The following is a 12,574-nucleotide window of genomic DNA, read 5'->3' as shown; positions in this document are numbered from 1 at the left end:
ATGACATCCACGCCACCGCCGACGGCGTCCGCCGCGCCCCCCGGCTTCGAGCCCTTCCTCCCCGGCACCGTCCACCACCCGCCGGCCACGCCGCCCGGTCCCGTGCCGGAGCCCGCCGCCGAGGTGCGCGTCCGCTACCCCACCCGCCTCAACGCGATGGCCCTGCAGCCGGCGGCCATCGCGTCCGACAACAACCTGATCTACGACGCGGGCGAGGTCGTCCTCTCCGTCGCCCGGTTCCACCACGTCCACGTGCGACGGCTCTCGCCGGGCAGCGGTCTCGTCCTGGACCCGGGGGTACGACGGCCCGAACTGGTCGAGCACGCCGCCCGGATCATGTGCGCGGCCCTCGGCACGGAGTGCGACCTGGCGATCGGCGTCGAGAGCGACCGGCTGCCCGTGCACGCCGGGTTCGGCTCCAGCAGCAGCCTCATCGCGGCGGTCGCCACGGCGGTCAACCACCTGTACGGCCGTCCGATGGACCGCGCCGACCTGCTGCCCTATCTGACCGCCAACCACGGGGAGGAGCACGGCAGTCGGCCCGGTCTGCTGACACCGGTGCAGTGCATCGGCGGCTCCGCGGCCTCCGGCCTGTACCCGGGGGGCGTGCAGGTCGTGGCGGGCCGCAGCACGGTGGTGCTGTCGGTGCCGGTGCCGGATCGCCTGTCGCTGGTGATCGGCGTGCCCCGGTCCCTGGAGGAGCGCCCCACGGACGAGTTGATGGCCGCCGAGGCGGAGCAGTTCGACCGGTTCCGCGCGACCGGTGAACGGTGGGCGCCCACGATCGCGTTCCGGATGCTGCACGAGGCCATGCCGGCCGCGCTGCGCGGCGACCTCGGCCCGCTGGGATCCCTCGTCTTCGACTACCGGTTCCGGATGGGCAGCATCGAGAACTGCTCCTTCTCCCATCCCGGCCTCGTCGACCTGGCGGGGCAGGTGGAGTCCCTGTGGCACGACAAGGCGGCGACCTTGCTCGCCCTGTCCTCCGTCGGCCCGGCCTTCTTCGCCCTCACCGACGATCCCGGCCGGTGCGGCGACCGCTTCGCCGAGCTGGACATGGACGTCATCCACGCCCGGCCGCACAACGGCACCTACGAGGAAACGGGGCTCGTCCCATGACCGACGCGACCACGGCCGCCCACCGCGCCGCCGCCTACTGGAACGCTCCCGGCACCGTCGCGGAGTTCCGTTCCCTCGACGCGCAGCCCTATCTGCGCGAACTGCTCGACGGCACGCCGGTGGACGGCCCCGCCCTCGACGTCGGCTGCGGCGGCGGCCGCAACACCCTGGCCCTGCTGGACCGGGGCTTCGACGTCCTCGCCGTCGACCTGCACGACGGGATGGTCGAGGCGACCCGCGCCCGCACGGCCGCGTACCCGCACGGCCGCGTCACGGTCCGGCAGGGCCCCGCGGACCGGATCCCGGCCGAGGACGGGACGTTCGCCCTCGCGGTGTGCTACGGCGTCCTCCACAACGCGGTCGACCGGGAGCGATGGGCGGCGGTGGTCACCGAGCTGGCCCGGGTGCTGCGGCCCGGCGGGCTGCTGGCGCTGAACACCTTCACCTCCGAGACCCTGGACCCCGCGCTGCGGGCGGGCACGGAGGACGGCCAGTACCTGCTTCCCGACGGCGTCCCCATGGTCCTGCTGCCTCCCGGCGAGGTGCTCGCGTCCTTCGCCTCGGCCGGGCTCCGCGCACGGGGTGAGGTGCGCACCTACGTCCGTGACCTGGAGGTCGGACCGCGCGCCGTCCTGCGCGGTGTGCTGCGGCGGGAGGGGGACTGAGATGGCCGACCTGGACGACGGCTCGACCGAGACCGATCCCTTCCCGCGGTCCGCCCTTCCGCGGGACGAGCTGGACGCGGTGCTCGCCGCGCGTCTCGCGGAGGTCCCCGGCTGGCACTCCGCCGAGGACCCGGTGCGGCTCGGCTTCGCCATGACCGCGCCGCACGACCTGGCGCTGGAGACCTTCGACCGCTTCGCCGCGCGCAACCCCAACAACGTGGGCCTCCACACCCGCTTCGGCGACGGCGTCCGCGGCACCCGGCGGCTGGAGCGGGAGGCGGTCCTCGCGCTCGCCGGGCTCCTGCACGCCGACGCCGCCGACGGGTACGTCACCAGCGGCGCCAACGAGGGCACCCTCGCCGGGCTGCGCATCGGACGCAACGCGCTGCGCGCCGCGGGAGCCCGACGGGTCGTCGTCCTCGCGTCGACGCTCACCCACCACTCCGTGGCGAAGGCCGCGGAGATCCTCGACCTGGAGCTGCGGCTCTGCCCGGCGGGCCCGTCCTGGCGGCTGGAGGCCGGGGCGGTGGAGGCCGCGCTGGACGGCCTCGCGGCGGAGACCGGCGCGGGCGAGCGCACCGGGGTCGTCGTCGTGTCCACCGCCGGCTACTACAACACCGGTCTGGTCGACCCGGTGGACGAGATCGCCGGCGTGCTCGCGCGACGGGCCGCCAGCGGCGGGAACCTGAGCGTCTTCCACCACGTGGACGCCGCGCACGGCGGCATGATCCTGCCCTTCACCGCGCCGGAGGTCCCCTTCGACTTCCGCAGTCCCCAGGTGCACTCGATCGTCCTCGACCCGCACAAGTCCGGCCTGATGCCGTACAGCTGCGGGGTCTTCCTGTGCCGCAAGGGCCTGATGGGCCACGGCGCGGTGCCCGCCCCGATGTCCGGCTTCCTCGACGAGACGATCACCGGGTCGCGCTCCGGCGCGATGGCCGCCGCCCTGTGGTCCCTGGTCTTCGGGGTGGCCGCGGACGGCTACCGGCAGGTTTTCCGCCACTGCCTCGCCGTCCGTGACCGGCTGGCCGACGCGGTCCGTACCGCCGATCCCGACGCGGTGGTGCTGCCCTCGCCCGGCAACACCGTCCTCGTCGCCGGCTTCTCCCACGAGGGCGGCCGGCTGCCCGCCGCGCTCACCGACCGCTACCGCCTGGTGGGCAACACCCTGCCGTGGACCGCGCCGGACGGCACGGTCGAGGACCGGCTCTTCCACCACTTCTACGCCATGCCCCATCTGACCCCGGCCCACCTCGACGGCTTCGCCACCGCCCTCACCGCCGCGATCGGCGCGCCCGACCCGGTACGGCCCCGCCGTACCGCACGGGACGCGCCGTCCGGTCCGCCGGGCGAGCTGCGGGAGTTGCGGCGCAGCAGCGTGTGCCTGCGCCACCTCGTGGTCCACCCCCCGGAGCGCCGCGACCCGGACGGCTATCCGCACGCCTACTCCTTCCACACCTTCCAGGACCGGGCCGGCCTCCACGAGGAGCTGACCGCGCGCCCGTGGGACGGCGACGGGGCGCACGAGGGCCTGCACGTCTACGCGCCCGACCTGGACGCCCCGTTCGCCAACGAGCTGTTCGGGGTCACCGATTCCGGGCGGTACGCGCTGGAGGTGCTCGACCGCAACCAGCAGAAGCTGTCCCTGGTCGGTGCCGCCCACTTCGCCGTCTTCGGCCCCGAGCCGCGGGACGCCGGCCGTCCCGTGGTCCTCGCCAACTTCCGTGCCGACGGGGCGCTGCGGTCCGTCGAGTACAAGTACGGGGACCGCCGTCACAACGACGAGGTGCAGGTCTTCCCCGACGAGATCGTGGTCAAGATCGGCAAGGACGCGCGCAGCGTGCACCGCGAGGGCGACGACTACTCGTTCTCCCTGGACACCTCGCTGGAGCTGCGGGTGCGGGTGCCGGACGACGACGGCGCGCCCCGGGTCGACCGGGTGGCCCGGCACGCCGATCCCGCGCTGCCGAGGCGGCGCCATCTGCTGCGCGGCCAGTACCGCCGGTTCCCCAACCGTTTCTTCGACACGATCGTGGAGGTGACGGTGGGACGCCGGTACCGCTCGCCCGGTGCGCCCGGCGTGCTCGCCCTGCCGGGCGGGCCCGTGCTGGCCCGGTCCGCGGAGCTGGACCTCGTCCGTGTGGTGCCCGCGGTCGCGGACGGCGTTCTGCGGGTGGGGCTCACCGCCGTCGACGGGCCCGGCGAGGCCGTGTTCTCGGTGCCGCTCGATCTGGGGGCCCGGCTGCCCGTACTGCTGACCGGCATCGCGGTCGGCGAGCCGGAGGACCTGACGCCCGGCGAGGTGGTGAGCTGGGCCGCCGGCCTGTATCCGCCGGTGGCCGCGCTCCGCGAGGCGGCCCGCGCCCGGGGCGGGCACCGGCACCTGTCGGCGCCCGACGGCCCGCCCGGACGGGTGGGGCCGTCATGACGGCGGTCGCGCTCGTCGTGCTGTGGGGCGTCCTGTCGTGGGGCGTCCTGCTCAGCGTCCGGGCCGCGCTCGCCGCCCGGGTCCTCGACCGGCGTCGCCGGCAGCACGTGGCCCCGGCCCACGACACGGCGCCCCATGTCGTCCTGCTGGTGCCGGCCCTGCGTGAACAGGCGCTGCTGGGCGAGGTGCTGCGCGCGGCGGCGGGGCTGTCGTACCCGCCGGGGCGGCTGCACGTGATCGTGGTGACCACGCGTCGGGAGGAGCGGGAGCGGGACACCGCGCTGGCGCGCGTGCCCGCTCTGGCGACCGACCTGGCCGGCGGCGGCGTCGAGGACGCGGCCGCCCGGCTCACCGGGATCGTGCCGTCGGGCCGGGCGGCGGAGACCGTGCGGCGCACCCGCGCCTCCGGCGACCCGGCCGGCACCCTGCGCGCCGAGATCAGCGCCGTACCGACCACGCGCGAGGTGGCCGCGGCCCTGCTGCCGGGGATCGCGGCCGACCACCCCGGCGTCGGCCTGCACCACCTGCACTACACCGACGAGGGCGCCAAGAGCGGTCAGCTCGTGCACGCCGTCGAACGGCTGCCGGACCTGCTCCCGCCGGACGCCGATCCGGCGTACACCTACGTGGGGCTGTACGACGCCGACTCGCAGCCGGACCTGACCAGCCTGGAGCACCTGGCGGCCACCGTGTCCCGGGGCGACGGACCGCCGCCCGACCTGGTCCAGCAGCTCCCGCTCCAGCTGCGCCGTCCGCACGCGGCCCGGTCCGGCGCCGCGGACGTGGTGACGCGCGCCCACGCCCTGGCCGATCTGCGCCGCCGCGCGGGGGTCGAGGCGTACCGCGTCCTGGCCCGGCGCCGCATCCGGTCCGCACGACTGCCCGCACGGCTCTCCGCCCTCGCGGAGCCGGTGGTGTACGGGGTCGGTGCCGGGCTGTTCGTCCGGCACGACACCCTGGTGTCCATCGGCATGTACGAGGAGCCGGTGGACGATCTGCTCGTCGGCTACAAGCTGTCCTCCGCCGGCGCGGTCATGGACGTCCTGCCGGTGTTCAACCTGGTGGACCGCTACTCCGGCCCCCGGGCGCTCGGGAAGGCGTACGCGCTGGTGGCCCACGGCTCGCTCGCCGGCTGCCGGCGGCTGCTGACCGATCCCGTGCTGCGTGCCTTCCGGCCGCGCAACACCGTGGTGTTCGTCAAGGAGGGCCTCGACACGGTGTGGTGGTTCGGCGGTCCCGCCGTGGTGGCGGCCGCGGCCGTGGCCCTCGTGCTCGACGGCTCGGCCGGTGCGCTGCTGGTGTGGGCCGCCGCTGCTTGCGCGTACACGGTGCTGCACGCCGTGTGGTGCGTGACGAGGGCCCGTCGGTGGCTCGCCGCGCACCGCGGGGCGGCCGCACGGGCCGAGACTCCCTCCTGGCGGTCGGCCCCCGCGCTGCTGCCGGCCTTCCTGCTCCAGCCGCTGCTGCACTGGTCGGGTCCGCTCGGACACCTGCGCCGGGTGCTGGGCGGCGGGCCTCCGGCGCTCGGCAAGACCGAGCGGTGAGCGGCGTACGGCCCTCCTCGCCTCCCCCTTCCTCCCCCTCCCGCACCGCCGTCGACGAGAAATGACCCGAGAATGACACCGCACCTCTCAGACCCGCTCCTGTCCACCGTGATCATGGCTCACCCCCGGCGCCTGGCCGAGGCACGGGCCCTGGCCGAGGCGCATCCCGCGCTGGCCGCCCGGATCGTGACCGACCCGGAGCCCGGGGGGCCGCCGTCGGCGCTGCGCACCGCGCGCCGCGCCTGGCAGGCGGTGGCGCCGGGTGCCACGCACCACCTGGTCGTCCAGGACGACGCCCTGCCGGTCCCCGGGTTCGCGGACACGGTCGCCGCGCTGGCCGCGGCGCGCCCGGAGGCGTCCCTGAGCCTGTTCACGGAGTGGGGCTCGCGCACCGCGAACGCGGTCCGCGCCGCCGCGCTCCTCGGGCACGCGTGGGCGCCCGTGGTGGACGACTACCTGCCGTCGGTGGCCCTGGTGCTGCCCGCCCCGCTCGCCCTCGGCTTCGAGGAGTACGCGGCCGCGAAGGCCACGCCCGAGGCCACCGACGACGTCACCCTGCTCGACCACCTGCGCGACGTGGACAAGCTCGTCCCCGTGGCCGGACCGGTCGACCACGCCAATCCGCCCAGCCTCGTGGGCAACGACGTCATGGGCCCGCGCAGCGCCGCCTGCCTGTCCGCGGCCGCCGACCCGGACGGCTCCGTCCTTCCCGCGATGACCGCCGTGCCGTACTTCTGCTGGTGGGAACAGCTCGCCGTGGTCTACCTGCGCGATCCGGCCGCCGCCCACGGCTGGCGCCGGGTGCCGGCGGAGGAAGTCCTGGCGGAGCGGGGCATCGGGCGGGAGCGGGTCGTGGAAGCGCTGCGGCAGGCGCTGGAGGCCCTCCCGCACCGCGCGTTCGTGCACGACCGGGTCAGCGACGTCCTGCTCGCCGAGGTGTGGACCACCGCCTACGCCCTCGGTGTGGTGACCCGGGAGCTCGGCGCGCCCGACGGCGCGTTCCCCGACCCGTCGCGGCCCGCCGCCCGCACGGCCCTGGCCACGCTGGCCCCGGGCGCGCTGCGCCGGGTCGTCCCGGTCCGCTGGCTGACGGCCGTGGGCGAGCTGCTGTACCCGCTGGTGGAGGCCGCGGTGCTGCGGGGCGCCCAGGACGTCACGGTGGCCGGGAGCGCTTCGTGAGCGGTGCCGAGCCGGTGATCGAGGTGGCCGGCGTCACCAAGACGTTCCGCACCTGGGGTGCCGCCGGGTCCTGGAGCGTCCGCCGCCCCTTCCGGCGGCGGACGGAGCGCTCGGTCGCGCTGGACGCCGTCGACCTGCGGATCGCCCGGGGCGAGTTCGTCGGCCTGCTCGGCCAGAACGGGGCCGGCAAGTCCACCCTGATCAAGCTGATGACGGGCCTGCTGCTGCCGGACGCCGGCACGGTCCGGGTGTGCGGGCTCGACCCGTACGCCGACCGGGAGGGAAACGCCCGCAACATGGGCGTCACCTTCGGGCAGCGCACGCAGATGTGGTGGGACCTGCCCGCGCGCGACTCCTTCTCCATCCTGCGCGACGTGTACGGACTGCCCGACGGGGTCTGGCGGAAGACGCTGGCCGAACTCGACGACGTGCTCACCCTCTCCGCGTTCTGGGACACCCCCGTGCGCTTCCTGTCCCTGGGGCAGCGGGTGCGGTGCGATCTGGCCGCCGCCCTGCTGCACCGGCCCCGGGTCCTCTTCCTCGACGAACCCACCATCGGCCTGGACGTCATGGTCAAGGACCAGGTGCGCGAGCTGCTGTCGCGGCTGGCCGCCACCGGCGACCACTCGGTGGTGCTGACGACCCACGACATGGCGGAGGTCGAGGCGCTGTGCCGCCGCATCGTCGTCATCGACCGCGGGCGGGTCGAGCACGACGGGCAGCGCGACCGGCTGGCCGTCGCCGCCGGCGCCGAGCAGTCGTTCCTCGTCGAGTTCGAGACGCCGCCACCGCCGCTGGACCTGGTCCGTGCCACGGTCCTGGAGGTCAAGGGGGCGACCGCCCGGATCAGGCCCCACCCGGGAGTGGACCGGGCGGAGGCCACCGCCGAACTGCTCGGCGCGCACCCGGTCCGCTCGGTGCGCTACGAGGGGGCGACGGCCGAGGACGTCCTGCGCGCCCTGCACCAGCGCACGCGGCCGGGGCGGCCGGAGGCGGGAGGGACCGGGGCGACGGGGCTCCTGGTGACGGAGGCCGGGGCGACGGAGGCGGGTGCGTGAGCCTCGTCAGCGGGCCCGGCCCCGCTCCACGGCCGGCCGATCCGCCCGGCGCGGCGTCCTGGCCGTCGCCCCGCGCCCACCGCCTCGTGACCCTGGTGCCGCGCACCGAGTGGGCCTACCGGCCGCGCATCGCCGCCACGGCCTTCGTCATCGTCACCCAGGTCTTCCTGTACGTGCTGCTGTGGCGGGCCCTGTACGGCGGGAGCGGCGGGACGGTCGGCGGCCTCGACGTCTCCCAGGCCATCACCTACTCGGTGCTCGCCACCCTCATGGGGACCGGCCGGGTCATCATGGAGGGGGCGTCCCAGGAGACGGCGCAGAGCAAGATCCGTGACGGCTCGGTGGTGTTCTGGTTCGTCCGCCCGCTCTCCGCCCGCCGCTACTGCGCCTGGCGCGGCCTGGGCGAGAGCCTGTACGCCACCGCCTGGCTGCTGGTCGGCCTGGCGGTGGGCGTGGCCTGCGGACTGGTCGCGCTGCCGCCGTCGCCCGCCGCGGCGGCGGTGATCGTGCTGGCCTACGCCCTCGGTCAGGTCGTCTTCTACCAGATCGGCCTGCTCGTGGACCTGACCAGCTTCTGGACCATCACCTCCTTCGGGGTGAACCGGCTGGCGGCCTTCGCGCAGCTGCTGCTGTCCGGCGGGCTGGTCCCGCTGTGGTTCTTCCCGGAGTGGCTGCGGGCCGTCGCCGTCCACCTGCCGTTCGCCGCGACCGTCAACGTGCCGGTCTCGCTGTACACCGGGCGCGTCCCCGCCGCGGAGTCCTGGCCCTACGTCGCCGAGCAGGCCCTGTGGTGCGTCGTCCTGGCCCTGCTGAGCCGCGTGATGTGGCGGCGCGCGGCCCGGCGTCTGCTCGTGCTGGGAGGGTGAGGCGGATGACGACGACTCCCGTCCCCGCCACGCCCGCCCGTCGCGTGGGCAGGCTGCGGCTGGCCGCCGTGATCATGCGGGCGGGTCTGCGCAGTCAGCTCGCCAACCGGGCGGACTTCGCGATGGCCGTCGCCAACGGCGTGACCTACCAGATCACGGTGCTGCTCTTCGCGACGGTCATCTTCAGCCGGTTCCCCTCGCTCGGCGGCTGGGGTCTCGGGGAGATCCTGCTGATCAGCAGCATCCGGATGCTCGGGCACGGGCTGTACATGCTGTTCTTCGGCAACCTCGGGCTGATCCCGCACCTGCTGCGGGAGGGCCGCTTCGAGGCCTTCCGCACCCGTCCGGCACCCGTGCTGCTCCAGGTGTTCACGTACGAGGCACCGATCAACGCCCTGGGCGACCTGGTGGTGGCCGGGGCCTCGCTCACCGTGTGCCTGTCGCTGCTGGACATCACCTGGACACCGGCCGCGCTGGTCTTCCTGGTGGTCGCGGTCGCCGCCGCCACCGTGATCGAGCTGGGGCTCAATCTGCACATCGCCGGTCTGGTGCTGCGGTTCCGGGGCAGCGAGTCCTTGTTCTTCTGGCTCGACAACACGGCGGGCAACTTCGGCAACTACCCGCTGAGCGTGTTCCCGGTGTTCCTCCAGGGTGCCTTCACCTTCGGCGTCCCGATCGCGTTCGCGGGCTACTACCCGGCGGCCTGGCTGACCGGCCACGCCGATGCGGTGCCCTTCTCCCCCGTCCTGGTCCACCTGTCGCCCCTGGTCGCCCTGCTGGCCGTCCTGTCCGGCCTCGCGGTGTGGCGGCGGTGTCTGGCGTGGTACTCGCGGAACGGGTGACGCCGCTGCCGCGGGGCTTGGGTCCGGGGCGGGGCGGGGGCGTGGGCGGGGCAAAGCGGGGCCGGGGCGGGGCCGATGCCTCACCGCCTTTCGGCTGATCGCGTGTCACACGGGCAGGTCCGCACGACCGTGCGGACCTGCCCGTACGCACCAGGAGGGGTCCTACTTCCCGTACGCGTCACGCGCCGCCGCCGCACCGCGGCGGCCGTCGCCACCGTCACCCGCGGCGGCGGAGCCCTGTCCGTCCCCGCCGCCATGGCGGCCCCCGGGCCCGTCGCGACCGCCCATGCGGTGGCCGGGAGCGAGAGGTACCCCTTCCCCCAGGGTTCGAGCGTCACGAGCGCCGGTGTCACCGGCTTCCTCGCCCCGCGGGGCGACAAGACGGTCTGGACGCGGTACGCCGACGGCGCGACCAGCGAGCTCCCGGTAACCCCGACGGCCAAGAAGCTCCACCTCGTGAGCCGCGCCCCGGGGCCGACCTCGTCGACCGCGAGGTGACCGGGCTGCCCGCCGGGGCCCCGCGGACCTTCTACGGGCCCACGGCCGGCACGGTCGCCGTACGGACCTCGCCCGAGGGCTCCGGCTACCGGCTCGTCCTGGTCGACGGCGGCCCGGACGTGCTCGTCCGCGACGGCGAGGGCCGGCTCTCCGTCTACGAGGTGAACCAGTTGATCTTCATGCGGGGCACCGGGTGCGGCGAGGAGGCCTGCCGGCCCGTCGTCCGCGAGCTCGGCCCGGACACCACCGGCACCGGAGGGAACACGTACACCCTGATGGCCTCCCCCGGGAACGCGGCCGGCGGCGCGGGGGACGAGATCGTGGGCCTCGACCGCGACGGGGTCCTGTGGCCGCACCAGGGTGAGAAGCAGAAGCTGCTGCCCCGCACGAAGGCCGGTGGCGGCTGGCAGAAGTACACCCCCATTATCTCCGCCGGGCCGAGCTCCTACGGCGGCAGCGCGGTGGGCGTCCACGCCTTCGGCCCCACCGGCTCCGCGCACTACAGCAGTGCCGACAGCACGAGCCGCCCCTTCGCACCGGCGTACACCCTGCCGCTGCGCACCGACGCCACCCGCTTCAGGACGCTGTTCTGACGGATTCCGGGAAGGGGGCCGCCTGCGGCGAGGTCACGGGCCTGCCGGCGGCCACCGCCCCCCTTCTCACGCGCGGGGCCCAGGGGCCGGACGGCCGTCCCCCGTCCGGCTGACGTCCGGTCAGGCGCCCCGCCCGGTGGGGAAGGCAACCAGGAGAGGGCGCGTCGGCCGGGCCGCCCACCGACGGAGGAGCGAACACCGTGGACCGTGACGGAACGACCGGCGCGAGCCCGTCCGAGCGCGACGACGGGCGGAACGGGCCGGCGGGGCCCATGTCGACCGTCGCGCTCCAGGTCAACGGGACCGTCCACCCCCTCCGGCTGGACAACCGCACCACCCTCCTGGACGCCCTGCGGGAGCACCTGGATCTCACCGGCGCCAAGAAGGGCTGCGACCACGGGCAGTGCGGCGCCTGCACGGTGCTCGTCGGCGGGCGGCGCGTCAACAGCTGCCTGCTCCTCGCGGTCGCCTGCGACGAGCCCGTCACCACCGTCGAGGGCCTCGCCGACGACGGCCGGCTCCATCCGCTCCAGGAGGCGTTCGTCGCCCGCGACGCCCTCCAGTGCGGCTACTGCACCCCCGGCCAGATCTGCTCCGCCGTCGCCCTCCTCGACGAGGCGGCCGCCGGCCACCCCTCGTACGTGACGCCCCCGCGCGCTCCGGACGGCACCGGTCCGGTGGCACTGACCCGCGAGGAGATCCGCGAGCGGATGAGCGGCAACATCTGCCGCTGCGGCGCCTACCCCCACATCGTCGACGCCGTCGCCGACGTCCACGAGGAGGCCGCCCGGTGAAGCCCTTCGACCACGTCCGCGCCGAGCGCACCGAGCAGGCCCTCGACGCCCACGCCGGCCGCCCCGGCGCCCACTACCTGGCGGGCGGCACCAATCTCGTCGACCTGATGAAGCTCGGCGTCGCGACCCCGTCGCTCCTCGTGGACATCCGCCGGCTGCCGCTGGACACCGTCGCCGAGACGCCCGACGGCGGCCTCGGCATCGGCGCCACCGTCCGCAACAGCGACCTGGCCGCCCATCCGCTCGTGCGCGCCCGCTACCCCGTGCTGTCGCAGGCGCTCCTCGCCGGCGCGTCCCCGCAGCTCCGCAACGCCGCCACCACCGGCGGCAACCTCCTCCAGCGCACCCGCTGCCCGTACTTCCAGGACGTCTCCAAGCCCTGCAACAAGCGGGAACCCGGCACCGGCTGCCCCGCCCGCGACGGCGTCCACCGCGATCTCGCCGTGCTCGGCCACTCGGCTCTGTGCGTCGCGACCCACCCTTCGGACATGGCGGTCGCCCTCGCCGCCCTCGACGCCCGCGTGCGCCTGCGCGGCCCCGACGGCGAACGGGTCGTCCCCCTCACCGACTTCCACCGCCTGCCCGGCGACCGGCCCGAGCAGGACACCGTCATCCGCGCCGGAGAGCTCATCACCGACGTGCTCCTCCCGCCGCCCACCGGTGCCCGCAGCGCCTACCGCAAGGCCCGCGACCGCGCGTCGTACGCCTTCGCGCTCGTCTCCGTGGCGGCCGTCCTCACCGTCAGGGACGGCAGGGTGGAGGAGGCCGCCCTCGCCTTCGGGGGCCTCGCCCACCGGCCGTGGCGCGCCCGCGCGGCGGAGGAGGTCCTGCGTGGCGCGCCCGCCGTGGAGGAGACGTTCGCCCGCGCCGCCGACGCCGAACTGGCGGCCGCCGAGCCGCTGCGCGACAACGGCTTCAAGGTGCCGCTCGCCCGCCGCCTCGCCGTCCGCGTGCTCACCGACCTCACCGCCTCCAGCTGAGGAGCCAC

At 75.1% G+C, this 12,574-nt stretch carries 12 protein-coding genes; all 12 read left to right on the top strand.

Going from position 1 to position 12,574, the window contains the following annotated elements; translation table 11 throughout:
- The 12 genes from ACF1ED_RS15860 to ACF1ED_RS15805 all read left to right on the top strand — a co-directional run bounded on the left by ACF1ED_RS15860 (nt 1) and on the right by ACF1ED_RS15805 (nt 12,566).
- On the top strand, nt 1-1,119 hold the full coding sequence (locus tag ACF1ED_RS15860) for a hypothetical protein (RefSeq protein WP_391760653.1): 1,119 nt from the start codon (nt 1-3) through the stop codon (nt 1,117-1,119).
- Nucleotides 1,116-1,784: a class I SAM-dependent methyltransferase gene (locus tag ACF1ED_RS15855; RefSeq protein ID WP_391760651.1), complete on the top strand. Its 669-nt coding sequence runs from the start codon at nt 1,116-1,118 to the stop codon at nt 1,782-1,784. Before ACF1ED_RS15860 ends, ACF1ED_RS15855 begins: the two co-directional genes overlap by 4 nt.
- A gap of 1 nt (nt 1,785) precedes the next feature.
- Nucleotides 1,786-4,212 (top strand): pyridoxal phosphate-dependent decarboxylase family protein, encoded by a 2,427-nt coding sequence (locus tag ACF1ED_RS15850; RefSeq protein ID WP_391760649.1) that lies wholly within the window; start codon nt 1,786-1,788, stop codon nt 4,210-4,212.
- A complete protein-coding gene (locus tag ACF1ED_RS15845) occupies nt 4,209-5,756 on the top strand; it encodes a hypothetical protein (RefSeq protein WP_391760647.1) in 1,548 nt (515 codons plus the stop codon). Before ACF1ED_RS15850 ends, ACF1ED_RS15845 begins: the two co-directional genes overlap by 4 nt.
- A 114-nt stretch (nt 5,757-5,870) precedes the next feature.
- Entirely contained in the window at nt 5,871-6,935 is a 1,065-nt protein-coding gene (locus ACF1ED_RS15840; protein WP_391760645.1) for a hypothetical protein, read from the top strand.
- On the top strand, nt 6,932-7,993 hold the full coding sequence (locus ACF1ED_RS15835; protein ID WP_391760643.1) for an ATP-binding cassette domain-containing protein: 1,062 nt from the start codon (nt 6,932-6,934) through the stop codon (nt 7,991-7,993). Before ACF1ED_RS15840 ends, ACF1ED_RS15835 begins: the two co-directional genes overlap by 4 nt.
- Nucleotides 7,990-8,859 carry an ABC transporter permease gene (locus ACF1ED_RS15830; protein WP_391760641.1) on the top strand — a complete coding sequence of 290 codons (870 nt, stop codon included), beginning with the start codon at nt 7,990-7,992 and terminating at the stop codon, nt 8,857-8,859. Before ACF1ED_RS15835 ends, ACF1ED_RS15830 begins: the two co-directional genes overlap by 4 nt.
- Nucleotides 8,860-8,864: 5 nt before the next feature.
- Entirely contained in the window at nt 8,865-9,701 is an 837-nt protein-coding gene (locus ACF1ED_RS15825; protein ID WP_391760639.1) for an ABC transporter permease, read from the top strand.
- Between the two features lie 102 nt (nt 9,702-9,803).
- A complete protein-coding gene (locus ACF1ED_RS15820) occupies nt 9,804-10,199 on the top strand; it encodes a hypothetical protein (RefSeq protein WP_391760637.1) in 396 nt (131 codons plus the stop codon).
- Nucleotides 10,196-10,792: a hypothetical protein gene (locus ACF1ED_RS15815; protein WP_391760635.1), complete on the top strand. Its 597-nt coding sequence runs from the start codon at nt 10,196-10,198 to the stop codon at nt 10,790-10,792. The genes ACF1ED_RS15820 and ACF1ED_RS15815 overlap by 4 nt, the downstream gene beginning before the upstream one ends.
- Nucleotides 10,793-11,064: 272 nt before the next feature.
- A complete protein-coding gene (locus ACF1ED_RS15810; RefSeq protein ID WP_391760746.1) occupies nt 11,065-11,586 on the top strand; it encodes a 2Fe-2S iron-sulfur cluster-binding protein in 522 nt (173 codons plus the stop codon).
- The gene (locus ACF1ED_RS15805) at nt 11,583-12,566 is read left to right on the top strand and encodes an FAD binding domain-containing protein (RefSeq protein ID WP_391760633.1); all 984 of its coding nucleotides are present in this window, start codon (nt 11,583-11,585) and stop codon (nt 12,564-12,566) included. The genes ACF1ED_RS15810 and ACF1ED_RS15805 overlap by 4 nt, the downstream gene beginning before the upstream one ends.
- The last annotated feature ends 8 nt before the right edge of the window (nt 12,567-12,574 follow it).

The sequence above is a fragment of the Streptomyces sp. NPDC014656 genome (assembly GCF_043084305.1).
GTDB lineage: Bacteria > Actinomycetota > Actinomycetes > Streptomycetales > Streptomycetaceae > Streptomyces.
Note: the sequence above shows the minus strand (reverse complement) of the source record. Positions and strands in the feature narration are given on the sequence as shown.

Excerpts from the sequence above, each read along its gene's own strand:
- ACF1ED_RS15810 (WP_391760746.1), top strand. The coding sequence starts at position 11,065 with ATGTCGACCGTCGCGCTCCAGGTCAACGGGACCGTCCACCCCCTCCGG.
- ACF1ED_RS15850 (WP_391760649.1), top strand. The coding sequence starts at position 1,786 with ATGGCCGACCTGGACGACGGCTCGACCGAGACCGATCCCTTCCCGCGG.
- ACF1ED_RS15855 (WP_391760651.1), top strand. The coding sequence starts at position 1,116 with ATGACCGACGCGACCACGGCCGCCCACCGCGCCGCCGCCTACTGGAAC.
- ACF1ED_RS15845 (WP_391760647.1), top strand. The coding sequence starts at position 4,209 with ATGACGGCGGTCGCGCTCGTCGTGCTGTGGGGCGTCCTGTCGTGGGGC.
- ACF1ED_RS15860 (WP_391760653.1), top strand. The coding sequence starts at position 1 with ATGACATCCACGCCACCGCCGACGGCGTCCGCCGCGCCCCCCGGCTTC.
- ACF1ED_RS15840 (WP_391760645.1), top strand. The coding sequence starts at position 5,871 with ATGGCTCACCCCCGGCGCCTGGCCGAGGCACGGGCCCTGGCCGAGGCG.
- ACF1ED_RS15825 (WP_391760639.1), top strand. The coding sequence starts at position 8,865 with ATGACGACGACTCCCGTCCCCGCCACGCCCGCCCGTCGCGTGGGCAGG.